General features: G+C 68.1%; 25 protein-coding genes and 1 riboswitch. Of the genes, 5 read left to right on the top strand and 20 right to left on the bottom strand.

The genetic code is table 11. The features are described from left to right. The 6 genes from J2S53_RS22500 to J2S53_RS22475 form a co-directional block, all read right to left on the bottom strand. A partial coding sequence (locus J2S53_RS22500; RefSeq protein ID WP_456242861.1) for a LysR family transcriptional regulator occupies positions 1–172 on the bottom strand: 172 nt, incomplete at its 3' end. Continuing rightward, positions 142–1,149, bottom strand: a complete 1,008-nt coding sequence (locus tag J2S53_RS22495; protein WP_456242656.1) for a formylglycine-generating enzyme family protein — start codon at positions 1,147–1,149, stop codon at positions 142–144. The genes J2S53_RS22500 and J2S53_RS22495, both read right to left, overlap by 31 nt. Next, a complete protein-coding gene (locus tag J2S53_RS22490; RefSeq protein WP_456242655.1) occupies positions 1,142–3,505 on the bottom strand; it encodes an arylsulfatase in 2,364 nt (787 codons plus the stop codon). Before J2S53_RS22490 ends, J2S53_RS22495 begins: the two co-directional genes overlap by 8 nt. 527 nt (positions 3,506–4,032) lie before the next feature. After that, a complete protein-coding gene (locus J2S53_RS22485; protein ID WP_456242654.1) occupies positions 4,033–4,506 on the bottom strand; it encodes an OsmC family protein in 474 nt (157 codons plus the stop codon). Between the two features lie 221 nt (positions 4,507–4,727). Further along, complete coding sequence (gene lepA / locus J2S53_RS22480) at positions 4,728–6,590, bottom strand: translation elongation factor 4 (protein ID WP_092923523.1); 1,863 nt, start codon at positions 6,588–6,590, stop codon at positions 4,728–4,730. 176 nt (positions 6,591–6,766) lie between these two features. Continuing rightward, positions 6,767–7,150: a VOC family protein gene (locus tag J2S53_RS22475; RefSeq protein ID WP_456242653.1), complete on the bottom strand. Its 384-nt coding sequence runs from the start codon at positions 7,148–7,150 to the stop codon at positions 6,767–6,769. A gap of 219 nt (positions 7,151–7,369) precedes the next feature. Here J2S53_RS22475 and J2S53_RS22470 point away from each other — a divergent pair, with 219 nt between their 5' ends. The 3 genes from J2S53_RS22470 to rpsT all read left to right on the top strand — a co-directional run bounded on the left by J2S53_RS22470 (position 7,370) and on the right by rpsT (position 9,072). Beyond that, complete coding sequence (locus tag J2S53_RS22470) at positions 7,370–8,287, top strand: SPFH domain-containing protein (RefSeq protein WP_456242652.1); 918 nt, start codon at positions 7,370–7,372, stop codon at positions 8,285–8,287. A gap of 9 nt (positions 8,288–8,296) precedes the next feature. After that, a complete protein-coding gene (locus J2S53_RS22465) occupies positions 8,297–8,503 on the top strand; it encodes a hypothetical protein (RefSeq protein ID WP_092975536.1) in 207 nt (68 codons plus the stop codon). Positions 8,504–8,811: 308 nt separating this feature from the next. After that, positions 8,812–9,072 carry a 30S ribosomal protein S20 gene (gene rpsT / locus J2S53_RS22460; RefSeq protein WP_092924347.1) on the top strand — a complete coding sequence of 87 codons (261 nt, stop codon included), beginning with the start codon at positions 8,812–8,814 and terminating at the stop codon, positions 9,070–9,072. Between the two features lie 134 nt (positions 9,073–9,206). Here rpsT and holA read toward each other — a convergent pair whose 3' ends face one another. Further along, positions 9,207–10,187 carry a DNA polymerase III subunit delta gene (holA, locus tag J2S53_RS22455; RefSeq protein WP_456242651.1) on the bottom strand — a complete coding sequence of 327 codons (981 nt, stop codon included), beginning with the start codon at positions 10,185–10,187 and terminating at the stop codon, positions 9,207–9,209. Positions 10,188–10,293: 106 nt separating this feature from the next. Continuing rightward, positions 10,294–10,424, top strand: a riboswitch (SAM riboswitch). Between the two features lie 13 nt (positions 10,425–10,437). Between holA and thrC the strand changes: the two genes are divergently transcribed. After that, positions 10,438–11,709 (top strand): threonine synthase, encoded by a 1,272-nt coding sequence (thrC, locus tag J2S53_RS22450; RefSeq protein WP_456242650.1) that lies wholly within the window; start codon positions 10,438–10,440, stop codon positions 11,707–11,709. A 251-nt stretch (positions 11,710–11,960) separates the two neighbouring features. Here thrC and J2S53_RS22445 read toward each other — a convergent pair whose 3' ends face one another. The 9 genes from J2S53_RS22445 to J2S53_RS22405 all read right to left on the bottom strand — a co-directional run bounded on the left by J2S53_RS22445 (position 11,961) and on the right by J2S53_RS22405 (position 20,682). Then, positions 11,961–14,342 carry a ComEC/Rec2 family competence protein gene (locus J2S53_RS22445; protein WP_456242649.1) on the bottom strand — a complete coding sequence of 794 codons (2,382 nt, stop codon included), beginning with the start codon at positions 14,340–14,342 and terminating at the stop codon, positions 11,961–11,963. A 7-nt stretch (positions 14,343–14,349) separates the two neighbouring features. Next, complete coding sequence (locus J2S53_RS22440; RefSeq protein WP_456242648.1) at positions 14,350–15,201, bottom strand: helix-hairpin-helix domain-containing protein; 852 nt, start codon at positions 15,199–15,201, stop codon at positions 14,350–14,352. Between the two features lie 243 nt (positions 15,202–15,444). After that, the gene (locus tag J2S53_RS22435; protein ID WP_456242647.1) at positions 15,445–16,356 is read right to left on the bottom strand and encodes a DegV family protein; all 912 of its coding nucleotides are present in this window, start codon (positions 16,354–16,356) and stop codon (positions 15,445–15,447) included. Positions 16,357–16,396: 40 nt separating this feature from the next. Then, positions 16,397–17,011: a histidine phosphatase family protein gene (locus tag J2S53_RS22430; protein WP_456242646.1), complete on the bottom strand. Its 615-nt coding sequence runs from the start codon at positions 17,009–17,011 to the stop codon at positions 16,397–16,399. Then, on the bottom strand, positions 17,008–17,418 hold the full coding sequence (gene rsfS, locus J2S53_RS22425; protein WP_456242860.1) for a ribosome silencing factor: 411 nt from the start codon (positions 17,416–17,418) through the stop codon (positions 17,008–17,010). Before rsfS ends, J2S53_RS22430 begins: the two co-directional genes overlap by 4 nt. 175 nt (positions 17,419–17,593) lie before the next feature. Then, positions 17,594–18,217 carry a nicotinate-nucleotide adenylyltransferase gene (gene nadD / locus J2S53_RS22420; protein WP_130466682.1) on the bottom strand — a complete coding sequence of 208 codons (624 nt, stop codon included), beginning with the start codon at positions 18,215–18,217 and terminating at the stop codon, positions 17,594–17,596. 128 nt (positions 18,218–18,345) lie between these two features. Beyond that, entirely contained in the window at positions 18,346–18,567 is a 222-nt protein-coding gene (locus J2S53_RS22415) for a ferredoxin (protein WP_092976248.1), read from the bottom strand. A 129-nt stretch (positions 18,568–18,696) separates the two neighbouring features. Continuing rightward, on the bottom strand, positions 18,697–19,896 hold the full coding sequence (locus tag J2S53_RS22410; RefSeq protein WP_130466681.1) for a cytochrome P450: 1,200 nt from the start codon (positions 19,894–19,896) through the stop codon (positions 18,697–18,699). 162 nt (positions 19,897–20,058) lie between these two features. Further along, entirely contained in the window at positions 20,059–20,682 is a 624-nt protein-coding gene (locus tag J2S53_RS22405; RefSeq protein WP_456242645.1) for a TetR/AcrR family transcriptional regulator, read from the bottom strand. Positions 20,683–20,982: 300 nt separating this feature from the next. On the opposite strand from J2S53_RS22405, the gene J2S53_RS22400 reads away from it, so the two are divergent. Then, positions 20,983–23,097, top strand: a complete 2,115-nt coding sequence (locus J2S53_RS22400) for a RecQ family ATP-dependent DNA helicase (RefSeq protein WP_456242644.1) — start codon at positions 20,983–20,985, stop codon at positions 23,095–23,097. Between the two features lie 249 nt (positions 23,098–23,346). Here the strand turns inward: J2S53_RS22400 and proB are convergent, their stop codons facing one another. The 4 genes from proB to rplU all read right to left on the bottom strand — a co-directional run bounded on the left by proB (position 23,347) and on the right by rplU (position 26,736). Next, positions 23,347–24,483, bottom strand: a complete 1,137-nt coding sequence (gene proB / locus J2S53_RS22395; protein ID WP_456242643.1) for a glutamate 5-kinase — start codon at positions 24,481–24,483, stop codon at positions 23,347–23,349. After that, on the bottom strand, positions 24,480–25,988 hold the full coding sequence (gene obgE, locus J2S53_RS22390; RefSeq protein WP_456242859.1) for a GTPase ObgE: 1,509 nt from the start codon (positions 25,986–25,988) through the stop codon (positions 24,480–24,482). Before obgE ends, proB begins: the two co-directional genes overlap by 4 nt. A 167-nt stretch (positions 25,989–26,155) precedes the next feature. After that, entirely contained in the window at positions 26,156–26,413 is a 258-nt protein-coding gene (rpmA, locus tag J2S53_RS22385; protein ID WP_092923565.1) for a 50S ribosomal protein L27, read from the bottom strand. A gap of 14 nt (positions 26,414–26,427) precedes the next feature. After that, positions 26,428–26,736 carry a 50S ribosomal protein L21 gene (rplU, locus tag J2S53_RS22380; protein ID WP_092630791.1) on the bottom strand — a complete coding sequence of 103 codons (309 nt, stop codon included), beginning with the start codon at positions 26,734–26,736 and terminating at the stop codon, positions 26,428–26,430. Between the last annotated feature and the right edge of the window lie 201 nt (positions 26,737–26,937).

The raw sequence follows: 26,937 nt of genomic DNA, 5'->3' as shown, positions 1-26,937 counted from the left end.
TCAGGCTCACTCCCTGTGCGAGCCGGTGGAACACCCTGCCGCCGAGCCGGTTCTCCAACGACGCGATCGCGTGCGACAGCGAGGGTTGCGCGACGCGCAGCGTCTGAGCCGCGGCCGTGAAACTGCCCTGGTCGGCAATGGTCAGGAAGTACTCGAGCTCCCTGCGTTCCATCCCGGCGCCTCCTGGTCCTCGTCACTCGGCCACACGTCGCGGACGCACCGGAACCCGATGTTGCCGATGGACGAGTCAGGGGTGACTCCCTGACGCGCCGAAACCCGGTAACGCCGGCAGTAGGACTCGTGGCACAGGTAGGAACCGCCGCGCGCACTGCGCCGTTCCCCGCTGTCGGGCCCCCTCGGGTTGACCCGGGTGTCCCGTGCCGGGAAGTCCGGGTCGAACCGGTCGGCACACCACTCCCAAACGTTGCCGGTCGTGTTGTGCAGCCCGTAACCGTTCGGTTCGAAGGCGTCCACGGGGCAGGTTCCGTACCAGCCGTCCGAGCACTCGTTGCGCCCGGGGAACTCACCCTGCCAGACGTTCATCCGGTGCCGACCGGAAGGCTCCAGCTGTTCACCCCACGGAAAGGGACTTCCCTCGAGCCCTCCCCTGGCCGCGTACTCCCACTCGGCCTCGGTCGGCAGCCGCAGCCCGGCCCAGTCGCAGTAGGCGAGCGCGTCCCGGAAGGACACGTGGGTGACCGGATGGTCCGGCCGGTCCCCGGCATCGGAGCCCGGCCCCTCCGGCCGCCACCAGTAGGCGCCCTCGACCTGACGCCACCAGGGAGCGGCGGCGACTCCGCGCGTGGGCGGGAAGTCGTCCGGCAGCAACCCGCCGAACACGAACGACCACCCCCAACGCTCGGCGTCGGTGCGGTGGGCGGTGGCGTCCACGAAGGCGGCGAAGTCGGCCACCGACACGGCTGTCGGGCTGATCCAGAACGGGTCGAGCCGCACCGTCCGCACCGGGCCCTCGCCGTCCTGCGGGTACGCCTCGTCCCGCTCGCTTCCCATCCGGAACTCGCCGCCGTCGAGCCGCACCAGCCCCGCGGTGGAACCGGAGTGGACCCGGGTGCGTACCGTCTCCGTCCACGGCGCACCGCTCGCGGTCCGCGTGGGTGCGCAGCAGTCTCCCGTTGTCGTGTCAGTCATGGGCCGCCCTGAACAGTTCGCGGTCACGTTCGCTGTCGCTGTCGCTGTGCAGATCGTCGCCGAGATCCACCCGCACGCTGTGCAGCGTGCCCGTGTAGGCGTTGTCCACCGGTGGGTAGTCGTCGGTGACCGGTGACGCACGGTCGACTCCGATGTCGAACGTCTCGTCGAAGGCGAAGTAGTACGGAATGGTGCCGCCCACCCGCTGCTGCCCGCGCTGCTCACCGTCGACGTGGAGGGTCGCGGTACCGCCCATGCCGACACCGCCGCCGTCGTAGGCGAAGTCCAACACGATCTCGTGCTCGCCGGCAGGGAGCGGTTCGTCCGTGCTCACCCGGTAGACCTCGAGCCCGAAGTAGTTGTACGCGTAGCAGGCGCGCCCCCCGTGCACGTACAGCGACCAGCCGCCGAACCGTCCGCCCTGGGCCACCAGCACTCCGTCCGCACCGGACTCGGGGACCTCGATACGGGCGGTCAGGGTGTGCGAGCGGTTCTTGACGTTGGGCGCCGTCTCCTCGGTCAACCGCGAGGCGGAGGCGTGGAACGTGATCGACCGACGGTCGCCGTGCAGGTCGCGCCGCCCGGCCTCGCGCGGGTTCTCCCGCTCGGTCATGCGGTCGTCGAGGGGGAAGACGTTGTAACGACTGGCCTCCACCAGGAAAAGCTGTTGCAGTTCCCGGAGTTTGCCCGGGTGTTCCGCCGCGAGGTCGTGGGCCTGGCTCCAGTCCACATTGGTGTCGTAGAGCTCCCAGCGGTCGTCGTCGAAGTAGTGCCGGGTGCCGTCCTGCACCATGTCCCACGGGGTGCCGTGCCTGGTGACCGCCATCCAGCCGTCGTGGTAGATGCCCCGGTTGCCCACCATCTCGAAGTACTGGATCCGGCGGCGTTCCGCCGCCGAGGCGTCGTTGAAGCTGTAGAGCATGCTCGTGCCCTCGACCGGCTGCTGCGTGACCCCGTTGACCTCATCGGGCTGTGGGATCCCGGCCGCTTCGAGGACGGTGGGCAGCACGTCGATGACGTGGTGGAACTGGTCGCGGACACCACCGCGTTCGGCGATACCGCGTGGCCAGTGCACGATCATGCCGTCCCTGGTTCCGCCGAAGTGCGAGGCGACCTGTTTCGTCCACTGGTACGGCGTGTTCATCGCCAGCGCCCAGCCGACCGGATAGTGGGCGTGCGTGGTCGCGTCACCCAGCTCCTCCCGGTGGCGGTTGATCGTCTCGGCGTCGTCGGGGATACCGCTGGCGTGCCGGTGCTCGTTGAGCGTCCCACCGAGTCCGCCCTCGGCGGAGGCGCCGTTGTCGCCGAGGATGTAGACGAACAGGGTGTTGTCGAGTTCGCCCTGCTGCTCCAGCTCGTCCACGAGACGGCCGATCTGGTCGTCGGTGTGCTCGGCGAATCCCGCGTAGAGCTCCATCAACGAGGCGGCGGACTCCCTCTCCTGCTCGGACAGTTCGTCCCAGTGCGGCACGCCCTCGGCCCACGGGGCCAGTTCCGTTTCGGGGGGAACGACTCCCAGTTCCTTCTGCCGCTCCAGGGTGATCTCACGCTGCCGGTCCCAACCGTGGTCGAACCTGCCCCGGTACTTGTCGCGGTACTCCTTCGGAACGTGGTAGGGCGCGTGGGTCGCGCCGAAGGGGAGGTAGGCGAAGAAGGGGGTTTCGGGCTTGAGTGACTTCTGGTCGCGCACCCAGTCGATCGCACGGTCGACCAGGTCCTCGGAGAGGTGATAGCCGTCCTCCGGCCCACGGTCGGGTTCCACCGGTGTGGTGCCGTCGAACAGCACGGGGTACCAGTGGTTCATCTCCGCGCACACGAAGCCGTAGAACTTCTCGAAGCCCTCACCGGTGGGCCAGCGATCGAACGGACCCGCCACGCTGACGTCGCGCGCCGGGGTCTGGTGCCACTTGCCGAACGCCGCGGTGTTGTAACCGTTACCGGCCAGGATCTGACCCATCGTTCCCGCGCTCAGCGGCCGTATCCCGTTGTAGCCCGGAGCGGCGCTGGCCATCTCGGTGGTGACTCCCATTCCCACCGAGTGGTGGTTGCGTCCGGTCAGCAGCGACTGCCGGGTCGGTGAGCACACCGCGGTCACGTGGAACCGCGTGTAGCGCAGCCCGTCCCCGGCCAGCCGATCGGCCGTGGGCATCTCGCACGGCCCGCCGAAGGCGCTGGGAGCGCCGAAACCCATGTCGTCCAGCAGCACGACCACCACGTTGGGAGCCCCCTCTGGCGCGCTCGGCGGCTCCGGCGGGGAGAACGGTGGGTCCTGCTCGCGGATGTCCAGCGATGACGCGTGCTGCCGAGTCGCTCCCCGGATCGGGAGACTCGTCCGCGACATCTCCGGATCACTCATGCCAGACCTCCTGAAATCGCAATGATCGGGACAGCGTCCGGTAGCCCACCGGTCGAAAACGAGAAACCGCGGGTGGCGGACGAGGATCGTCTTTGATCAATCACGCGCACCCGTGGGCACCAACCGACGATTTCACCGGATTACCGAACTCGTCGAAACCGCCGTTATTCGCTGGGGCATACTAGCCGACGGCGCCGGAAACGCAACCCCCGAGACACCGAAACGACTCACCACACCACCACGCGGAATCGGACCCAACGAAAGATAAGCGCAGGGCACCACACAAATCAGACACTTGCCAGACAATTTTTGAATTAAAGACATAGACAGTATCTATAGGCAATAGCGAAAACGGCAGTGCGGGACAGGCGTCACACGAACCGAATATTTGTCGCCACCGGACAAGTAACCGACGAACCACGCTGAGTGCCCGAAGCGGGGTGATATCCCGCCGCTCCCGGGTGTCGATTTCGCGCGAAATCGACACCCGGGGTTCCGGGAAGAAGGCCGGATCGCCCCCTGCCCGATCAGCTCACCACACGGATACCGGGCTCGTGACGGACCGGAAAGTTCACGGAATTGGCGATGAAGCACTTGCGGTGCGCCTGCTCGTGCAGTTTCTCGGCCCTGTCGCGCATCGACTCGCTCCGCACGGTCACCACCGGTCGCAGCACCACCTCGGTGAAACGACCTCCACCGCCCCGCTCCTCGGTCATGGTGCCGCGAGCCGCGTCGCGGTAGTCGGTGACCACGACGCCGGAGGAGGCACAGATCCCCAGGTACCAGAGCATGTGGCACTGCGCGAGCGAGGCCACCAGCAATTCCTCCGGGTTCAGCAGTTCCGGATCCCCGAGGAAGGCCGGATCGGCCGAGCCGCGCAGCGGCGCCTTGCCCGCGACCTCGATCAGGTGCTCACGACCGTAGGAGTCGTACTCATCGGTACCGCTTCCACGGTTCCCGGTCCAGCGCACCACGGTCTCGTACTCGTGTCGTTCGGACATCGTTCCCTCGTTTCGACCCTCGACTACGGCGAAGATCGATTCTAGGGAACACGGTCCGGTTCGGACTCGCCGTTTTCCCGGAACGCGCAACGGTTCGACGGGCTCCGGCAGGCCGCGACGCCGGACGAGCACCGGAACCGGGGGCCGGAGGGCGGGAAGCTCCATCGAACGAGCCCGGCGAAAACCGGGGCGACAAGGTCCCGCCGCTACTTCCCGTCGGGCTACTTCTTGCCCTTGGAGTCGCCCTTGGAATCGTCCTTGGCGGACTCGTCGGTGGACAGCGCGGCCACGAACGCCTCCTGGGGCACCTCGACACGGCCGACCGTCTTCATCTTCTTCTTGCCTTCCTTCTGCTTCTCCAGCAGCTTGCGCTTACGGCTGATGTCACCGCCGTAGCACTTGGCGAGCACGTCCTTGCGCATGGCGCGAATCGTCTCGCGGGCGATGATCCGCGAACCCACTGCGGCCTGGATCGGCACCTCGAACTGCTGCCGCGGGATGAGCTCTCGGAGTTTGGAGGCCATCTTGGTGCCGTAGGAGTAGGCGTTGTCCTTGTGCACGATCGCGCTGAAGGCGTCCACCGCCTCGTGCTGCAGCAGGATGTCGACCTTGACCAGGTCCGAGGCCTGCGTGCCGGACTCCTCGTAGTCCATGGAAGCGTAGCCGCGGGTACGCGACTTGAGGTGGTCGAAGAAGTCGAACACGATCTCGGCCAACGGAATGGTGTAGCGGAGCTCCACACGGCTCTCGGAGAGGTAGTCCATGCTGTCGAGCCGCCCGCGCCTGCTCTGGCACAGCTCCATGATCGCGCCGACGAACTCGGAGGGAGCGATCACGGTGCACTTCGCGATCGGCTCGCGCACTTCCTGGATCTTGCCCTCGGGCCAGTCCGAGGGGTTGGTGACCTCCAGTTCGGTGCCATCCTGCAGGGTGACGCCGTAGACCACGTTGGGGGCGGTGGAGATGAGGTTGAGGTTGTACTCGCGCTCCAGTCGCGCCCTGGTGATCTCCAGGTGCAACAGCCCCAGGAAGCCGCAGCGGAAACCGAAACCGAGCGCACCGGAGGTCTCCGGCTCGTAGGTCAACGCGGCGTCGTTGAGCAGCAGCTTGTCCAGCGCGTCACGCAGCACCGGATAGTCGGATCCCTCGATCGGGTAGAGCCCGGAGTAGACCATCGGGATCGGGTCACGGTAGCCGGGCAGTGGCTGCTCGGCACCGTTCTTGGCGAAGGTCACCGTGTCACCCACCCGGGACTGGCGGACGTCCTTGACACCGGTGATCAGGTAGCCGACCTCACCGACCCCGAGCCCCTCGGAGCGTTTCTGGTCGGGTGAGATGATGCCGACTTCGAGCAGCTCGTGGGTGGCTCCGGTCGACATCATCCGGATCTTCTCGCGCGGGGTGATGCTGCCGTCGACCACACGGATGTAGGTGATCACGCCCCGGTAGGTGTCGTAGACCGAGTCGAAGATCATCGCCCTGGCCGGTGAGTCGTGCTCGCCGACCGGCGCGGGAACGTTGAGCACCACGGCGTCGAGCACATCGGCGACACCCTCACCGCTCTTGGCCGAGACCCGCAGCACGTCGGACTCCGAGCAGCCGATGATGTGGGCCAGCTCCGCGGCGTAGTGGTCGGGGTCGGCGGCGGGAAGATCGATCTTGTTGAGCACGGGGATGATCTCCAGGTCGTGCTCCATGGCCAGGTAGAGGTTGGCCAGAGTCTGCGCCTCGATCCCCTGGGCGGCGTCCACCAGCAGGATCGCCCCCTCGCAGGCGGCGAGCGAGCGGCTGACCTCGTAGGTGAAGTCGACGTGGCCGGGAGTGTCGATCAGGTGCAGCACGTAGTCCTCACCGTCGACCTGCCACGGCAGTCGCACGTTCTGGGACTTGATCGTGATGCCGCGCTCGCGCTCCAGGTCCATCCGGTCGAGGTACTGGTCCCGGTACGCGCGCTCGTCGAGCACCTCGGTGAGCTGCAACACCCTGTCGGCCAACGTCGACTTGCCGTGGTCGATGTGGGCGATGATGCAGAAGTTCCTGATGCGTTCAGGAGACGTGAAGGTCGTGTCTGCGAAGGTGCTCACTGAAGTCTTCCTCGCGGGATGTCGACTCGCGTACGGGCAGGGCTGTGTGCCCATGGTCCCACGAAAGTGCGGAATACCCGACCCCAACCCGGAAGTACGACCGCACGGGATGCGTCGCGGCGGAGCGGGACGGACGGCTGAACCGGCCGCCCCGCCGGGGCCGCACCGACAGCGTGTCAGGGATGTTGCCGAACGTCACTGCGCAGCGGATGTTCGGGAGGCACCTCCACCAGCACGATCCGCATCCCGTCGGGGTCGGCGACGGTTCCCTCGATCAGCCCCCAGGGTCGCCGTTCCGGTTCGGCGAGCACCTCGACGCCGAGCTCGCGCAGCTCACGGACGCTCTCGGCGGCGTCGCGCACCTGCAGCCACAGCATCTGGTCCTCGCTGGGGCCACTGCTGCCGCTTCCGGACACCTCCAGCAGCCCCTGCCCGAGGAAGAACACCGTGCCGCCGGGAAACTCACGGTGGATCGCGAGTCCGAGCGTGTCGCGGTAGAACCGCACCGAGCGATCGTGGTCACCGGGACGCAGGATCATCCTGCTGCTGAGAACCTCCATGCCCCCGTCCTACCCGATCGCGTGAGGATCCGCCGAACAGCGACAACGCTCGCGTGGCGATTTCGCGCGAAATCCACGAGCTCCCCGAGCACTGTCACCACAGGTCTCCTACGAGCAACCGAGATCATCCGGCGATTTCGGGCTTTGCCTCCACATCGAAAAAGTGATATCACTATGATGTCTTCCAGAAATCACGAAACACGCCAGAGGAGGAACCGGATGGGCACCGAGGGAACCGGAACGGGAGTGGTGATGCCGGAGTCGGAGATCAGGGAACAGCCCGCGAGAAGAGCCCCGGGACTCCCGACGCTCGGGCTGGGCGTCCTGCTGCTCCTCTTGGCCGCCGCGCTGGCAGCCCTCGGCGGAGTGACCTCCACCTGGTGGTTGCTCGCGGTCGGGATCGTGCTGGAAGTCGCCACCCTGGTGAGCCTGGCCGGGCTGGTGACGGTCTCACCCGGCGAGGCACGGGTACTGCAGTTCCTCGGCCGCTACACGGGGACACTGCGCCAGGAGGGACTGCACTGGGTCAATCCGCTGACCACCGGCCGGACGCGCATCTCCACCCGGATCCGCAACCACGAGACCAGCGTGATGAAGGTCAACGACGCCGAGGGCAACCCCATCGAGATCGCCGCCGTGGTGGTCTGGCAGGTCGATGACACCGCACAGGCATCCTTCAGCGTCGACGACTTCGTCGAGTTCGTGCAGACCCAGACGGAAACGGCCGTACGGCACATCGCGACCAACTACGCCTACGACACCAGGGGCGGACAGGAGTTCTCACTGCGGGAGAACGCCGAGGAGATAACCGCCAAGCTCTCCAAGGAGATCGCCGACCGGGTTCACTCGGCGGGTGTAAAGGTCGTCGAGTCCAGGCTCACCCACCTCGCGTATGCTCCCGAGATCGCACAGTCGATGCTGCAGCGCCAGCAGGCCGACGCGGTCGTGGCCGCACGGCAGCGCATCGTCGAGGGCGCGGTCGGCATGGTCGAGTCGGCGCTCGGTCAGCTGGCAGCGGACGAGATCGTGGAACTGGACGAGGAGCGCAAGGCGTCGATGGTCAGCAACCTGCTGGTCGTGCTCTGCGGTGACAAGGCGACCCAACCGGTGGTCAACACCGGCTCGCTGTACCAGTGAGGTAGTCGCGTGGCATCCCGCAAGAGCTTCCTGCTCCGCCTGGATCCGGCGGTACACGACGCGCTCGCGCGTTGGGCTGGCGACGAACTGCGCAGCACGAACGCGCAGATAGAGTTCCTGTTGCGCAAGGCGCTGCAGGATGCGGGCAGGCTGCCGGGTGAGACCGGACGGCAGCGCGGCAGGGGAAGGCCCCGCAAGGACGACGACTCGGACTGAGCGACCAGGACGGCACCCACCGGCGCTACTGGGTGTACGGGCGGGAACTCCTGGCCTCCTCATCGGGCATCTCCAGCGGGCAGCGCCCTGACCAGCGGAACCGGGCGCGGCGGCGTGACGCGGTGTTGCTACGATGGTCGATCGCACCGCGCGGCATTTCCGACGTGGAGGAAGGCTGCCCGCGAACCGTCGTGCCGGAACCGCCGGTGAACCGGGAAACCCCGGTGAACCGAAGCGTTTCCCGACGGGGGCAGCGCCGTTCGAGCGCGGTCGCGACATTCGAGTCGATCAGCGAAAGAGGCGCAACAGTGGCCAACATCAAGTCCTCCAAGAAGCGAGTCCTGATCAACGAGCGCAACCGTCTTCGCAACAAGTCGGTCAAGACCTCGATGAAGACCGCGATGCGCCGGTTCCGCGAGGCCGCTGCCACCGGTGACAAGGAAAAGGCCGCCGAGATGGAGCGTGCCGCCACCCGCCTGGTCGACAAGGCCGCCAAGAAGGGCGTCATCCACCGCAACCAGGCGGCCAACAAGAAGTCCTCGATGGCCAGGCAGCTCAACCAGCTCTGATCGGACTCCCCGGACGGTCGACGGCGATCGGAAACCGTTCGGGAAACGCCGGTACACGGGCCTCTTCGCACGCCGCGGAGAGGCCCGTACGCCGTCTGCCCCTCGCTGCCCGACGCCCCGCCCGGCTTTCCAGCTCAGCCCTGGTTCCGGGAACTCCGGCTCGCGATCAACCCCAGCACCGCGCGTTCCAGGGCGTAGTCGGCATCGGCGGCCTGCCCCTTGACCTGACCGTTGAGCGAAGCGACCAGCTGCATCGCCTCGGTCACTCCCGCCGCGTTCCAGCCCCGGGCCTGCGAGAGCGCCTTCTTGACCTTCCAGGCCGGCATACCGAGCTCCCGCGCGACCCGGTACTGATCCCCGCCGCCGGCACTGGCCACTCGCCCGATGGTGCGCACGGCATCGGCCAACGCATCGGCGATCAGCACGTGCGGCACCCCCAGCTGCAGCGCCCAGCGCAACGCCTCCAAAGCGCCGGCCCGGTCCCCCATCACGGCCTTCTCCGCCACCACGAAGCCGGTGACCTCCGCCTTGCCCTGGTGGTAACGCCGTACCGCGGCCTCGTCGACCTTACCGTCGGTATCGGCGACCAGCTGGGACACCGAGGAGGACAACTCGCGCAAATCGTTGCCCACCGTCTCTACGAGAGCGCTCACCGCGGCCGAGTCGATGCGCCCACCGGCCCTGGTGGCCTCCGCCCGGACGAAACTCTCCCGCTCGGCGGGCCGCGTGATCCGGTTGCACTCGGTGACGGCGGCCCCCATACCGCGCAGCTCACCGGGGAGTTCCTTGGCGTGCTTGGCCCTGCCACCACCGTTGTGCAGCACCACGAGCACCACCCCTTCGGCCGGAGCGCGCGCGTGGCGGAGCACCGCCTCGGCGATCTCCTTGCTCGCGTCCTGCGCACTGTCCAACGCGATCACGCGCCCCTCCGCGAACAACGAGGGACTCAGCATCTCGTCGAGTTCGGGAGGGGTGAGGTCACTCACCTTGGAACGACGTAGCTCGGCTTCGGGATCGGCCCGGCGAGCGGCGGCGAGAGATTCGGAAACAGCACGCTCGACCAGCAGTTCTTCGTCACCGAGCACGAGATGCAACGAGGCGGGAGCCGAGTTCATGGTCCGCATTCTCCCACTGGGGCCGACGGTCAACCCCGTCCCGGATGCTGGATCAAAGTGGTCGGATGACGGGTTCATGCCGTAGCGTTGCCGAAACAACTTGGATAGCTCATCCAGAGGGGCAGAGGGACCGGCCCGGCGAAGCCCCGGCAACCAGCGTCGGCACCGCGATCACGTTCGTGGCGCGGATCGACGAAAACGGTGCCAATTCCGACCCGCCAGCGGGACAGATGAGGGGAAGGACCTCGCGATGACAGCTGCCGCCCGAACGCAGTCCGAGACGACCGACCGGAAGTTCGACCTCGGCCCCGCGGCCGAGCTCGTATCCAAGGAAGAGGGGCATCGGCAGCCCCTGGCTCCGGAGTTCGTCTGCCTGGAGGACTTCTCGCCGCTGGAAGTCGCCTACGACTTCGGCCGCGTGCGCAGGGAGGACATCGAATCCGGCCCGCGCTCGATCTGGCGCTACAAGAACCTGCTGCCGGTTCCGTCCGATGTGGAGCGGCACCCGAACACCGATCCGGGCTGTACGAGGTTGGTCCGGGCCGACGCGCTCGCCAACGCGCTGGGCGTCAAACGCATCTGGATCAAGGACGACACGGGAAACCCCACCCACTCCTTCAAGGACCGGGTCGTGGCGGTGGCACTGGCGGCCGCGCGCGAGTTCGGCTTCAAGGTACTGGCGTGCCCCTCCACCGGTAACCTCGCCAACGCGGTGGGAGCGGCCGCGGCACGCGCGGGCTGGGACTCGGTGGTGCTCGTTCCCTCCTCGCTGGAACGCGCCAAAGTACTGATGACCGCCGTCTACGACGGCTCGCTGCTGGCCGTCGACGGCAACTACGACGATGTGAACCGCCTGGCCACCGAACTGGCCGGGGAGCACGAGGACTGGGCGTTCGTCAACGTCAACGTGCGGCCCTACTACTCGGAAGGGTCCAAGACCCTCGCCTTCGAGGTGGCCGAACAGCTCGGCTGGCGCATTCCGGAGCAGGTCGTGGTTCCCATCGCCTCCGGATCACAGCTCACCAAGGTCGACAAGGGCTTCCGCGAGCTCGGCGAGGTCGGGCTGGTGGAACAGAGTCCCTACCGGATCTTCGGTGCGCAGGCCACGGGCTGCTCCCCCGTCGCGGACGCCTACAAGCAGAACCACGACGTGGTGCAGCCGGTGCGGCCCGACACCATCGCGCGTTCGCTGGCGATCGGCGCCCCCGCAGACGGTCCGTACGTACTCGACACCGTGCGCCGCACCAACGGTGCGATCGAGGACGTCAGCGACGAGGAGGTCGTCGAGGGCATCCGGCTGCTGGCTCGCACGGAAGGCATCTTCGCCGAGACCGCGGGCGGCGTCACCGTGGCCACCACGAAGAAGCTGATCGAGTCCGGACAACTGGACCCGGATTCGGAGACGGTACTGATGATCACCGGTGACGGTCTCAAGACGATGGACTCGCTGCAGGAGCACGTCGGTCCGAAGGCCACCGTGGCGCCGAACACCGAAGCAGTGGATGAGGCACTGAACCTCTGAAGGAACGGTGCCGCTGAGCGCCTTTCGCGCTCGGTCGGTTACCGGTCGCTGAGGCGGACACTTGCCGCGTTGGACCGCTCTTGAGTAGGCCGCTACGCGGCGAGCGGCCCTACCTCGCAATCGAACCACCTCAGCGACCGGGGTTCTGCCGTTCCGAGCCTGCTGCCGGAGTTGTCGAAGCACCGCGTGGCGGAACCTCTCGCACCGCTCTCGCTCCGGAAGGCCCGACATCGGGTAGCGACGATTGATTCTCAGTCGTCGGGGCGGAACGGGTCGCCGGTGCTGGCGGTCCGCATTCCGAGGTTTCCGCCCAGCACTGCGATGTCGCCACGACGATCGGTGCGGCGTACCACGGCACCGAGGCCACGCAGCGTCGTGACGATCCCGTCACTGGGATGCCCGTAGTCGTTCCCGTACCCCACACTGATCAGCGCCACCCGTGGGGAGACCGCCCGGAGGAACTCGTCACTGGTGTATCGGGAACCGTGGTGCGGTACCTTGAGTACTTCCGCGTCCAGCCGAACACCCGCCGAGAGCAGCTCGCGCTGCCCGGCCAGTTCGATGTCGCCGGTCAGCAGTACCCGCCCTGCCGGGGTGTTCGCCCGCAGCACCACCGAGGCGTCGTTGACCCGTTCCGCCGCCACGGGCGCGGCGTCCCCTGCCGGTGCCAGCACCTCGATCGCCAGAGCGGGCCAGCGGATCAGTTGCCCCGCGGACAGCCGCACCAGGTGCGCGTCGTTGTCGCGCGCACGTCGTCGAACGTCGGTGTCCGACCAGATGGACGGACGAGACACTCCCGTAGCCACCGCATCGACCTCGCGTCCCACCAGCACTCCGGAGATGCCGGCGTAGTGATCGGCGTGCGGGTGGGTGAGCACCAGCAACGGCACGTGCCGCACCCCGAGGCGGTCGAGACACCGATCGACCAGGGCGGCGCTGGGACCGGTATCCACCACGACGGCGGAACCGCGTACTCCGGTGGCCAGTACCAGGCTGTCCCCCTGCCCGACGTCACAGGCGACGACGCTCCAACCTGTCACGGGCCATCCCCCGGGCCGCAGCCCGATCGTGACCAACAGCAGTAGCACGGACAGCAGCGAACCGCCCAACAACATCCTGCCGGTGCGGAACCGGAGCAGCAGCAGGATCGCGGCCACCAGGGCGACCACGAGCGGTACCCCCGGAGCCCCGGAAGGCAACGGGATCGTCGCCAGCGAGAAGCTCGCGGCACACCGGGCAACCAGCAGCACCCACTCCAGTTCCGGAACGGCCAGCAGCACCAGGAATTCCCCCAGCGGGGAGAACCAGGGAGCGAGCAGCGTCGCCATCACCCCGAGTACCGTGGCAGGCGCGATCACCGGATCGACCAGCACGTTCGCCAGGACGCCGACGAGGCTGAACTCTCCGGAAAGGGCGACCACCAGCGGCGCGGTGGCCAGTTGCGCGGCGGCGGGCACCGCCAGCGCCTGGGCCAATCGGAGGGGCACCCCCCGCCGCCGCAACCACCCCGACCATGTCGGGGCGAGCAGCACCAGGGCGGCCGTGGCCGCGACCGACAGCGCGAACCCGGGGCTCACGGCCAGCTCGGGTTGCCACAACAGCAGCAGGATCACACAGCCCGCGAGCGCGGGCAGTGCCGTTCCGTTACGCCCCAGCGCGAGCGCGAGCAGCCCGAGCGCCCCCATGACGGCCGCCCGCAGCACACTGGGCTCGCCCCCGGCGAGAACCACGAATCCCGCCAGCGCTACCCCCGCGCAGCCCGCGGCCAAGAGTGGTGGAGCACGCATCGCGCGAAGCAGCAGCAGTACCGCACCGCAGACTATCGCCAGGTTCGCACCGGACACCGCGGTCAGATGGGTCAGCCCCGCCCTGCCGAAATCACGGCGGACCGTGTCGAGCAACCCGCTGGTGTCTCCCACCACCAGGCCGGGAAGCAGTCCTTCGGCGCGTGGGGAGAGTACGGACTCGGAAACGTCGCGCAGCCCCGTACGCAGCCGCTCGGCGAACCGTTGTGACACGGGCGGCCGAGTCACGTTCTCCGGCGGCTGGTGGACCGCGAGAACGATGACCAACAGATCGGCTCCACGCGGACGGAGCGCCGAACCGGTGGTGGTGGCTCGCTGTCCCCGCAACAGCTCGCCCCAGGATTCGGCGGGCACCAGCAACAGCACCGAACCGGACTCCGCGCGCCACCTCTCCCCCTGTCGTACCGCGCGGATCCGGGCACGCACCACCGACCGTTCCCCGAGCCCACCTCCGCCCCCGGCCGAGGCACCGCTCACGGGTGTGGGGCGTTCGGTGAGTTCGACACGCAGCCGTACGCTCTCTCCCCAGGAGGCGGTTTCCCGAAGCGGGTGATCATCGAGGGGCCGCAATCGCACTGCCAGCCCGAAACCGGCGGTTCCCACCAGAACCGAGCACACGATCACCCCGATCGCCCATCTCCGGCCCGCGAGGAACAGGCACACCGCTGCGGTCGTGGCACAGCAGCACGCCAACAGGGCGGCGGCGACCCAATCGGTGTGCAATCCGACCAGCGTCGCGCCCCAGACTCCGAGCGCTGCCGGCACCAATCGGAGGTCCAGCGGGCGAGCCGCCGACGCGGCAGTGTCCGGGTCTGCCCGGTCGGTCATCACAGCCTCACACCCGGACCAGATCGCGCAACCGCGAGAACCGCACCTTCCCGATCCCGTCGACCTCGCGAAGCTGGCTCACCGACTCGAATCCACTGTTCTCGGAACGCCAGCGCAGGATCGCCCCGGCAGTGACCGGACCGATGCCGGGCAGCTCCCGCAGCCGTTGTTCGTCGGCTCGGTTGAGATCCACCTTCGAGGACTCGTCGGCGGCGGTGGTGCCGTCCGGTGCCGGCTTCGAGGCGCGTGACGGTACCGGAACCCCGACGTAGAGCTGTTCCCCGTCGGACAGTTCCCGCGCCAGGTTCAACGCCAGGGTGTCCGTCTCGGGTAACGGACCTCCCGCAGCTCGCAGCGCGTCGGCGACACGGGATCCCGCCGCCAGTGTCACCAGGCCCGGTTCGTGCACCCTGCCCACCACGCTGACCACCAGCTCGGCCTCGGAGGAGGAGGTAGCGGCCGCATCGGTCACCGCTGCCGGTCCCGGAGCGGGAATCCGAGTCGACGGAACCGCCGTGGTCCCGCCACCGGAATCGCGGCTCATCAGCAGGACGACGCAGCCGATCACCGCGGCGAGAACCACACCGAGGCATCCCGCTCGGCCCGGATCCAGCAGCACCTCGCGCGGTGTTCGAGGCAACCACCGCCGCGCCCGGTCCCCGGCCCCCGGTGTCTCACGGTTTTCCGCCGTCTCGGCGGTCTCCGCCGTATCGACCGCCGAGCGCGACTCGGAGGTTCCGTTCCCGGAACCCATCAGCTGCCGCAGCCGTCGACGGGCCGGGGAAAGCTCGTCAGTGGCCGCGGCGACGATTCGTTCCTCCGAAGGGGACGAGCCGTCGGACCGGAAAAGATCGGGCATACCGGCGAAGCTAACCGGCGGTGCACCCGCCGGGAACACCGAAGAGCACCTCCGGTGGACAGCCGAGTGCGTTGTGGACAAACACGCAGGCGGCGAGCCGCACAATACGAGGTGGAGCCGAGTGCCGCGAGGCGATGTGGAAAATCGGAACGCGCCGCGGGGCGTCGTGCCCGGATCGCTGCCCGGCCACGCTTTTGCGTTCCGCTGAGCCGGCGTCCCGACAACCCGGGCGGAAAATTCCGATCAGTCGTCGAAAGGTGTACTGCCGGTGGCACTCCACCCACCGGGCAGCACGACGACCCCCACCGAGCCCGGCCCGATGTGGGCTCCGATGGTGGCTCCGACCTCGGAAACAACGCAGTCGGAGCACCCCGGCAGTCGCCCTCGGACATTTCGGGCGAGCGTCTCGGCCCGTCCCGGCGCCGCCAAGTGGTGGACGGCCAGCGCCGGTCGGCGCGGATCACCGGTGGGAGACTGCCGCGTGGACTCGGTCGTGGCCGCCTCGACGGCCAGTTGCTCCAGCCTTCGCACGGCCGCGCTGGTGGTCCGCACCTTCTCGGCGGCGTCGATCACACCGTCGTGCAGCCGCAGCAGCGGTTTGATCGCCAGCGCCGTTCCCAGCAGGGCGGAGGCGGTGCCGATGCGCCCGCCACGGCGCAGGTACTCCAGCGTCTGAACCGAGAACAGGATGGTTCCGCGCGCCGCGACGCGCTCGGCCACTCCGGTGACCTCCTGCAACCCGGCGCCTCCCTCGGCCAGCTCCGCGGCAGCCAGCACGGCGAATCCCAGCCCCATGGCAACGGAGCGGGAGTCGAGCACGTTGATGACCGAGGGCGCCACTTCGCGCGCGGCGGTGCGAGCGGCATCCACCGTGCCGGAGAGTTCACCGGAGAGGTGGATCGAGAGCACACCCTCGGCTCCCGCGTCCAGCGCCGCGCGGTAGGCGGCGGCGAACTCGGCAACCGTCGCCCCCGAAGTGGTGACACGCCTGCCGCGGCGCAGCTGTTCGGTCAGGCGCCCCGGACCGAACGAGGTCTCGTCGCTGTACTGCTCGGCCTCCGTGCTCACGTGCAGCGGAACCACACGCACGCCGTAGTGCTCGACCCGTCGCGCGGGCAGGTACGCGGTCGAATCGGTGACCACGGCGACGCTCAACGCGGGCTCCGCCGGGAACCACGAGCGATCCGGGGGAGTGTCATTCGACGAACCCGCCGTTGTAGGTAGTCAGCCGCCAGCCGTGCTTGCCGAGGGTGCTGCGGGAGAGCACGGCCCAACCGCAGTTGCCCACCCCGCCGAGGCTGGACCAGATCTCGGTCGGCCACCCCAACAGTCTGGCGGTCAGCGCTGTTATCAGACCGCCGTGCGCGCACAACAGCGCCGTGCCTTCCACGGCCTCGTCGAGTTCGCACACCACCTCGTAGGCGCGCTCGGCTACCGCCACCCGGGTTTCGCCGTCCGGTGGCGCGAAGGTCGGCTGGGTGCGCCACGTACCCATCGCCCCGGGCCACCCCTGCTCGACCTCGGCGCCGCTGAGTCCCTGCCACTGCCCGAGGTTGGTTTCGCGCAGCCGCTTGTCCAGCCGGACCTCCTGCCCGGTGACCTCGGCGAACGCCGCGGCTGTGGTGCTGGCACGACGCAGGTCCGAGCTCACCGCCACTTCGGGCCCGAACCCCGCCACCAGCGGCGCGGTGCGTTTGGCCTGTTCCAGCCCGAGTTCGGTGAGCTCGGAATCGAGGTGCCCCTGGATACGCCCCGCCAGGTTGTAGTCCGTCTCGCCGTGCCGCCAGAGCACCAGCCGTTGCAGGGTCACGCTTGACTGCCCTCTTCGCTGTGCTGCTCGGCGGAGTCGTCGGGAGCACCGTCGTGGTCGAACTCGATGACCGGGCAGTCCTTCCAGAGCCGTTCCAGCTCGTAGAAGGCGCGCTCCTCGGAGTGCTGCACGTGCACGATGACGTCGACGAAATCGAGCAGCACCCAACGTCCTTCCCGGGTGCCCTCCCTGCGAACCGGTTTCGTCCCCGCGGTCCGCATCTTCTCCTCGATCGCTTCGACTATCGCTCCGACCTGCCGCTCGTTGGAAGCGGAGGCGATCACGAAGCAGTCGGTGATGATCAGTCGGTCGGACACGTCCAGCAGAAGCAGTTCCTCTGCCTTCTTGTCCGCAGCCGCCCGCGCGGCCACCAACGCCAGACTGCGGGCGTTCTCACTGGCTGCCACATCGCTCCTCTCGGTGGTCACGGTCTGCCACCCGTACTCCGAACGAGGATAACCGTCCCCCGCTCGACGGGCGGAATCCACCGGACCGTACCGGTCGCCCCGGGCGAGGTGCCGGACGAGTGGGAGAGGGCCGGACCGGTTGCCCGCCGCACGCGTAACGCTCGGCCCGGGCTGCCTACGGCCCCCACTCCTGCGCCGGTGACTGCCCGAAACGGCGGTAGAGGCCTCGCTTGCTGATGTACTGGACTATTCCGTCCGGAACGAGGTACCAGACCGGCAGACCGGACTCGACGCGCTGCCTGCATCCGGTGGAGGAGATGGCCATGGCGGGGATCTCGACCAGGCTGACCGAACCACGCGGCAGATGCTCGTCGTCCAGGGAGTAACCCGGACGTGTGACTCCGATGAAGTGCGCCAGATCGAACAGGTCATCCACCCGATGCCAGGAGAGGATCTGCTCCAGCGCGTCCGCCCCGGTTATGAAGTACAACTCCGCGTCGGGGTACTGCCGCCGCAGATCGGAGAGCGTGTCTATCGTGTAGGTCGGCCCACTGCGGTCGATGTCGACCCTGCTGACCGAGAACCGCGGGTTGGAGGCGGTGGCGATCACCGTCATCAGGTAGCGGTCCTCGGCCGAGCTCACATCCTCGTGGCCCTTCTGCCAGGGCTGCCCGGTCGGCACGAACAGCACCTGCTCCATGCCGAACTGGGCCTGCACCTCACTCGCTGCGACGAGATGGCCGTGATGGACGGGGTCGAAGGTTCCCCCCATGACGCCGATTCGACGAGGACGCGACATGGTGCCCCAGCATAGTCACCACGCGACGGAAAGATCCCGGAAGGACGCCGTGCCGTGACTGACCCCACGGAGAACGGCGCACGATCACCCGCGGGTCGCGGCGTGGACCCCCTTGGCAAGACGCCCGGTCACGGCTCGGGTGCCAACGTACGGCCGGACTGTGCGTCGCGAACGCGGATCGCCTCCACCGGGCAGGACTCGGCGGCGTCCACCACGTCGTCATCCGGTTCGGTGTCCGTTCGTAACGGGCGCGAGACACCGTCGACCAACTGGAAGTGCTCCTCGGCGATGGCGGCGCACATTCCCGATCCGATACACGTCTCGCCGTCGACCTCTACCTGCCAACTCATCCGATCACCTTTCACGTTTTCGGCGCTGACGTCGCCGGTTCCGCGTGTTCGTCCCACGGCTCGTCCTCGGCCCGGCGAGACCGACGGAAGGATCCGCCGGACTCCGGGCGGCGCGGCACCGTCACCGGATCACCAAGTCACCGGGAGATTTCTCGGTCCGCGCACCAGCATCCCGGTCTTCCAGGAGACATCCGGTTCGTCCACCGCGAGCCGCAGATCCTCGAAGTCCCGCAGCAACGTGCCCAACGCCACCTGCAGTTCCATCCGCGCCAACTGCGCTCCGAGGCAATGGTGCGGCCCGTGCCCGAAGCCGATGTGGGAGTTGGAGTCGCGTCGCAGGTCGAGCTGGTCGGCATCCTCGAAGACGGACTCGTCCCGATTGGCCGAAGCGAGGCTGGCCAGGACCGGCTCACCAGCGCGGATCAGTACACCGCCGAGCTCGACGTCCTCCAGGGCATAACGTGGGAAGGCCGCGTTCACCCCCAGCGGGACGAACCGCATGAGTTCCTCGACGGCCGCGGGAATCCGTTCCGGATCGGCACGCAGCCAGTCGAGCTCCTCGGGATGTGTCAGCAGTACATAGACGAAGTTGGGGATCTGGGTGGCCGTGGTCTCGTGTCCGGCCACGAGCAGCCCCACCGAGAGGTCCAGCAGTTCGGTCTCGGAGAGTTTGTCCTGTTCGTCCCTCGCCTGGATCAGCGCGCTGAGCAGATCGTCGGCGGGATGCTCCCGCCGCTGCTCGACCAACCCGGCCATGTAGGCGCGCATCTGTCCGATGTAGTCGTTGACCTGCTGCTCGGACAGCTTGCTCGTGGACAGGAAGGCGTCCGACCAGACCCGGAAGTCGGTTCTGTCCTCGTAGGGAACCCCGAGGAGTTCGCAGATCACGGTGATCGGCAGCGGCAGCGCGAACTCCTCGACCAGATCCAGCGGGGGGCCGCCGCGCCGCATGGCCCGACTCAGGTCATCGGCGATCCGCTGTGCGCGGGGTCGCAGCTGCTCGACCCTGCGAGCGGTGAACGCCTTGGCCACCAGCTTGCGCAGCCTGGTGTGCTCCGGTGGATCCATGGTCAGGATGCCGGTCTGCTGCGGGATCGGGCGCGCGCGTGGCTCGTCCTTGTCCACCGTGGCCGCGCGGCTGAACCGCGGATCCGCGAAGACGGTGCGCACATCGGAGTATCTGGTGGCCAGCCATGCCGCTTCGCCGTAGGGAAGCTGCACCCGCGAGACCGGTTCCTGCTTGCGCAGCTCCGCGTAGAACGGGTCCAGCCGCAGCCTGTCGGGCGCGCTGAACGGATAGGTTCGCGGCGTCGGGTCGATGGTGGTCATGCTCGGCTCCCGCACACGAGACGACAAGTAAGCAACCGCTTACTACCCGCATAGTAAGATCCCGGACCGTGCCACGCATTCCGCCGAACAGGTAACGGAAGCACCCATCGCCCGGAAGTACCCGCGCTCGGAGTACGCCCCGGAACGACCGGAGAACATCGGTCACTCGTCGTCGGAAGGCTCGTTCCGCTCCAGGAGCAGCGGAACGGCACGCATCAGGTAGTCGACGATCAGCTCGGGCGAAGCCTCGGCCAGCGGACTCTTGCGCAGCACGGATCGCATCATGCCCACACCGAAGAACCAGGCCAGCACGAGGTCGGCACGCAGCTCGGCATCCGGGGCGTCGGTGAGCGAGGCGAGCCGCTCCGAGTAGGAACCACCCAGCTCGTCGCGCAACAACGTGGCCGCCCGCTCATCACTGAGGGAGCGCAGCAGGGCCACCAGCGTGTGCTCGGCACCGGAACGCGTGTGCTCGGAGAGCACGCTCTCCAGGATGCGACGCGGCAGCTCCGCCGCGGGACCGCTCCGCAGCAGGGCCTCACTGTTGTGACTGAGCACCTCGGCGAACAGTTCCTGCTTGGAACCGAAGTACCGGAACAGCAGTGCCTGGTTGACCTCGGCACGCGCGGCGACCTCGCGGACCGTGGTCTGGTCGAAACCGCGCTCCGCGAACAGTTCGCCCGCCGCGCGCAACAGCGCCGTCCTGGTCGCCGTCGGATCGCGCTTTCGCCGTGGCTGCCGGTCCTCGCACAAACCCGCCTCCCGAGACGGTGCCGACACGCTCATCCGATCACCGGAAGTAACTCACCGAACGCCGGAAATCGTGACACGGCCCACTACAACACAGGAGTGAGGCGAGGAACACTTCAGCAGTGTCCGATTCGTGGTCACCTCACACGGTCAGCCGTGCTCGTCGGTACCCTATCGCTCCGCTCGGTCGTCCGCCGCGTGTTCGACGGCCGTACTGGCGTGCCCGCGAGGCGCGTGGGGTCGCGGGCGATCCGATGACACCCGAGAAGTCATCGGACGATGGACGGCAACCCACCCGTTAACCCGACGACAGCGGGTTTCGGTAAGAATCGGCCCGTGGACGAACAGGCGCTTCGAGAAATGGCCGAACAACACCTCCGTGCGCTGGCCGGACCGACGGCCACGCTGCGCGAGGACCAGTGGAGCGCCATCCGCGCCCTGGTGCTGGAGCGGCGTCGGGCCCTCGTGGTGCAGCGGACCGGTTGGGGCAAGTCAGCCGTCTACTTCGTGGCCACGGCCCTGCTGCGCGACCTGGGCGAAGGACCGACCGTCATCGTCTCCCCACTGCTGGCGCTGATGCGCAACCAGGTCGAGGCCGCCGCCGCGGCGGGGGTGCACGCCGCCACCATAAACTCGGCCAACCAGGAGGAGTGGGCCTCGATCGAGGAGGAAGTCGCCGTCGGCGATGTGGACGTACTGCTGGTCAGCCCGGAGCGACTGAACAACCCCGACTTCAGGGACAACGTACTGCCGGAACTCACCCGCAACACCGGGCTGGTGGTGGTCGACGAAGCCCACTGCATCTCCGACTGGGGACACGACTTCCGGCCCGACTACCGCAGACTGCGGACCCTGCTGACCGAGCTGCCCGACGGGGTGCCGGTGCTGGCCACGACCGCCACCGCCAACGACCGGGTGGTGCACGACGTCTCCGAGCAGCTCGGGGTCACCGAGGATTCGGACGCCCCCAACACCCCGCTGGTGCTGCGCGGCTCGCTGGACCGCGAGAGCCTGCGACTCGGCGTGGTCCCGCTGCACTCCACCCGGGAACGCCTGGCGTGGCTGGCCGACAACCTCGAACGACTTCCCGGTTCCGGGATCATCTACACCCTGACGGTGTCCACCGCTGCGGAGGTCGCGGACTTCCTGGGTGACCGCGGTTTCGCTGTCAGCTCGTACTCCGGGCGCACCGAGGCGAACGAGCGGGCCGCAGCGGAGTCGGCACTGCTGAACAACGAGGTCAAGGCACTGGTGGCGACCTCGGCACTGGGTATGGGCTTCGACAAACCGGACCTCGGTTTCGTGATACACCTGGGCGCACCCGCCTCCCCGATCGCCTACTACCAGCAGATCGGCCGCGCCGGACGCGGTGTGGAACGAGCCGAGGTGGTGCTGCTGCCCGGCGACGAGGACCGTCGGATCTGGGACTACTTCACTTCACTGACCTTCCCCGGCGAGGACACCGTGCGCGCGGTACTGGCGACCCTGGAAAGCGCCGACAAACCGCTCGCCACCGCCGCGCTGGAACCGCACGTGGAGCTGAGCAGGTCCCGGCTGGAGATGGTGCTCAAAGTGCTCGATGTGGACGGCGCGGTGCGGCGCGTGAAGGGCGGCTGGACCAGCACCGGCGTCGAGTGGTCCTACGAGAGCGAACGTTACGAACGGATCGCGCGGCAGCGAGAGGTCGAACAGCAGTCGATGCTGGAGTACCAGCGAACCACGAAGTGCCGCATGGAGTTCCTGCGTGCCGAGCTGGACGATCCCCACGCCGCACCGTGCGGACGTTGTGACAACTGCACCGGAACGGTCTACTCCACCGAGGTGAGCCCGGACACTTCCGAGTCCGCCCGGCAACGACTGGAGCGCGCCGGGATCACGCTGAGCCCCCGCAAGATGTGGCCGAACGGGATGCGGGAGGTCGGGATCCCCGTCTCGGGCAAGATCCCACCGGCCGAACAGCACGAACCGGGACGTGCGCTCGGCAGGCTGAGCGACATCGGGTGGGGTGACAAGCTGCGCGAGCTGCTGCGTCCGGACACTTCCGATCGCGAGGTTCCGGAGGAGCTGGTGCAGGCCTGTGTACGGGTGCTCGCCGAATGGGAGTGGAAGGAACGACCGGTGGGGGTCGTGGCCATGGGCTCGTCCTCGCGACCGATGCTGGTTTCCGGGCTGGCGGAGCGCATCGCCACCATCGGCAGGCTGCGGTTGCTCGGTCACGTGGCACACGATCCGACTCGGACACCGCGACGCAGTCACAACAGTGCACGGCGGTTGGCCGGGCTGTGGTCACGGTTCAGCCTGCCGGAGGAAGTCCCCCTCGCCGATCTCGGCGGGCCGGTGCTGCTGGTGGACGACTACGCCGACACCGGATGGACCCTCACCGTGGTGGCCCGCATGCTGCGCAAGTCCGGCGCGTCCGGGGTGCTCCCCCTCACCCTCGCCAGCACGTGAGAATTCTCGGGACCGTTGCCGTGGGGTGCTTCCGCGGTGGAACCTCCGACGGCGCCCTTGGTGCTCCGAAAGCCGAACCCCCACCACCCTCGCATCCGGCACCGCCGCGGGTACTCCCGGGCGGCTCTCGCGAGGAAGGCCCGACGTTGTGCAGGTCGCTACCCGATGTCGGGTCTCCCCGCAGCGAGAGCCGTGCCGGAGGTTCCGCCACCCGAGCACCTGCGGAAAACGCGGCGGCGAGACATGTAATCAGGTGAGGGGGGCCAGGTCATCTGCGTGCACGACCTCACGCCGCTGTTCGAACGGCAGCTCGTGGCTGGAACGGCCGATCAGGTCGGGCAGCTCGGCGGCGTCGAAGCACACCACGCCGCGTGCCACCACCGCACCGGACGGTCCCGCCAGCTCGACGACGTCGCCGCCCTCGAACGCCCCCTCGACACCGGTGACACCGGCGCTCAGCAGGGAACGCCGTCGCCGCAGCACGGCGTCAACGGCTCCCTCGTCGAGGTGCAGCCTGCCCTGTGCTCCGGCGGCGTGTGCCAGCCAGAAACGTCGTGCGGACAACCGCGGTCCGGTCGCCGCGAACACGGTGCCCACGTCGGCCTTCCCGAGGGCGTCGCCGGCCAGGTCCGCCGAGGTAAGCAGGACGGGGATACCGGCCGAACAGGCCACCCGGGCGGCCTGCACCTTGGAGGCCATCCCGCCGGTCCCCAGCCCGGAGGCTCCGCTCGCCCCGACTGTGATCCCTTCCAGGTCCCGCGCCGCCGAGATCTCGCGAACCGGACCGGCCGCACCGTCACGCGGGTCGCCGTCGTAGAGCGCGTCGACGTCGGAGAGCAGCACCAGGGCGTCGGCACCGACGAGATGGGCCACCAGCGCCGCCAACCGGTCGTTGTCACCGAAGCGGATCTCGGCGGTGGCGACCGTGTCGTTCTCGTTGACCACCGGGACGGCACCGAGGTTCAACAACCGGTGCAGCGTGCGGTGCGCGTTGCGGTAGTGCGCCCTGCGGACGACGTCGTCGGCGGTCAGCAGTACCTGTCCCACGGTGAGTCGGAACCTCGCGAACGAGGCGGCGTAGGCGTGTGCCAGCGCCTGTTGCCCCACGCTGGCGGCAGCCTGCTGGGTGGCCAGGTCCTTGGGCCGTTTCCCCAGTTCCAGCGGAGCGATTCCCGCCGCGATGGCTCCGGAGGAGACGAGCACGAGCTGACTGCCCTCCGCCATCCGTGCGGCGACGGTTTCCACCAGAGCCGCCAGACGGTTCTCGTCGAGACCGCCCTCCGCCGTGGTCAACGAGGAGGAACCGATCTTGACCACGACCCGGCGCGCCGCCGAGATCGCGTTCCGGGTCGGAGATGTCAGGGCGGCGAGTTCACCGGAACTCATAGCGAGTCGTCCTCGTCCTCGGAGTCCTCGATCGTGTCGTACTCGGCCATTGGGTGCCCGGACTCGTCGGTCGTCCCGGTACGTCGGGCACGTTTGGCGGCCTTGCGCTGGTCGGCCGAGGTCCGGGGCTGTCCCCCGGCACGAGTGGCACGCACGGCGGCGTTGCCCTCCGGGGTGGTTGGTTCCCAGTCGAAGGTGACCGAACCGATCGTGACCTGACTGCCGGGCTGGGCCCCCTGCCTGGCCAGTTCCTCCTCGACGCCGAGTTTGGCCAGCCTGTCGGACAGGTAGTCGACGGCCTCCTCGTTGTCGAAGCTGGTCTGCATCACCCACCGCTCGGGCTTGTCCCCCCGCACCACGTAGGCGTCGGGCTCTTCGGGATCGGCTTCCACGGTGAAACCACCGCTGTCGACGGCCTTCGGCCGCACCGTCGGGCGGCTGGGCTCGGGGGCGGGCAGGCTCGCCCGGAACCGCTCCACTTCCTCGGCCAGGGCGAAGCGGAGTTCCCGAAGCCCGTCGTGGGTGGCGGTGGAGACCTCGAACACCGGCCAACCGCGTTCGCGCACCTGCTCGTGAACCAGATCGGCCATGGCGCGGCCGTCGGGGATGTCCATCTTGTTCAGCACGATCAGTCGCGGTCGTTCGGCGAGGTCAACCGCGCCCTGCTCCTCGCTCAGGGCAGGGGTGTAGCGATCCAGCTCGCTTTCCAGCGCGTCGATGTCGGAAAGCGGGTCGCGCTCGGGGTCGAAACTCGCGCAGTCGACCACGTGGACCAGCACCGCGCACCGTTCGAGATGCCGCAGGAACTCCAGCCCGAGGCCACGTCCCTCGCTGGCACCGGGAATGAGCCCGGGAACATCGGCGACGGTGAAGACCTTGTCGTCCGCGCTCACCACACCCAGGTTGGGGGTCAGCGTGGTGAACGGGTATTCGGCGATGCGGGGTTTGGCGGCGGAAAGCACCGACACCAGGGAGGACTTGCCGGCCGAGGGGAACCCGACCAGCCCCACGTCGGCTACCGACTTCAGCTCCAGCACCACGTCCTGCCGCTGGCCGGGCTCGCCCAGCAGCGCGAAACCGGGAGCCTTGCGGGCCCTGGAGATGAGCGCGGCGTTGCCCAGTCCGCCTCGGCCGCCATTGGCGACCACGAACCTGGTGCCCTCACCGACGAGGTCGGCCAGTACCTCCCCGTCGGGGGTGGAGACAACGGTTCCCTCCGGAACCGGCAGTTCCAGGTCCGCACCGGCGGCGCCGTTGCGCATACTGCCGCGGCCCTGGGTACCGCGGGTCGCGGTGACGTGCGGACGGTAGTGGAAGTCCAGCAGGGTGTGCACCCCGGAGTCCACCACGAGCGTGACGTCACCACCCTTGCCCCCGTTGCCGCCGTCCGGTCCCCCCAGTGGCTTGAACTTCTCCCGGTGGATCGAGGCGCAACCATTACCTCCGTCACCTGCGGCGACATGAATCGTCACGCGATCGACGAAGCGCGACACGAAAACCTCCAGGACCGGGGAGAAACCAAGCGAGGGGCGGGTCACGGTGCACGGACCGGACCCGCCCCTCGCGGAAAACAAGTGTGTGCCCGAAAGCGGATCGCCCTACCGGAGTCGATCACCTCGTGCGAGGGAGTCCGGTCAGAGAGTTCCCACTCGGGGCACGCGGCGAAGCCGGTTCAGGCCTCGCTCGGTACGACGTTGACAAACTTCCGGCCGCGCCTGCGCGCGAACTCCACCGAGCCGGCCGAGAGCGCGAACAGCGTGTCGTCACCGCCGCGCCCCACGTTGCCGCCGGGGTGGAACTTGGTACCGCGCTGCCGCACCAGGATCTCGCCTGCGTTTACCTTCTGGCCGCCGAAACGCTTCACTCCCAGGAATTTGGGATTCGAGTCACGGCCGTTCCGAGAGTTGGACGCGCCCTTCTTGGTTGACATGTATTCTCACGCCCTCACTTGGTGATGCCGGTGACCTCGACGCGGGTCAGCTTCTGCCGATGTCCCAGCCGCTTGTGATAGCCGGTCTTGTTCTTGAACTTGTGGATCCGGATCTTGGGACCCTTGGTCTGCTCGACCAGCTTGCCGGTCACCGAGACCTTCCGCAGCGCTTCGGCGTCGGCGGTGACTTCGGAGCCGTCGACGACCATCAGCGCCGGGAGGGTGACCTCGGAACCCTGCTCGCCCTCGAGCTTCTCAACCTCGACGACGTCCCCGACGGCCACCTTGTACTGTTTGCCGCCGGTCTTGACGATCGCGTACATGAGTCGGAAGTCTCCTGCTGCTCGGTTTCGCTAGTTCACCAGTCTGCGACGGACGCCCTCCCCGGCTGTCCGGAGATCCCAGTACGCCGACCAGGCGGCGTCACAGGGGGTTCTCGCCACAGCGACGAAGCTGACCCTGCCGGGTGAGCCCCATTCGGATGAGCCCCGTCTCCTACAGGCGTGGAACCCCTGCCGCCCGTC

The sequence above is a fragment of the Actinopolyspora lacussalsi genome, assembly GCA_030803735.1.
Lineage (GTDB): Bacteria > Actinomycetota > Actinomycetes > Mycobacteriales > Pseudonocardiaceae > Actinopolyspora > Actinopolyspora lacussalsi.
Note: the sequence above shows the minus strand (reverse complement) of the source record. Positions and strands in the feature narration are given on the sequence as shown.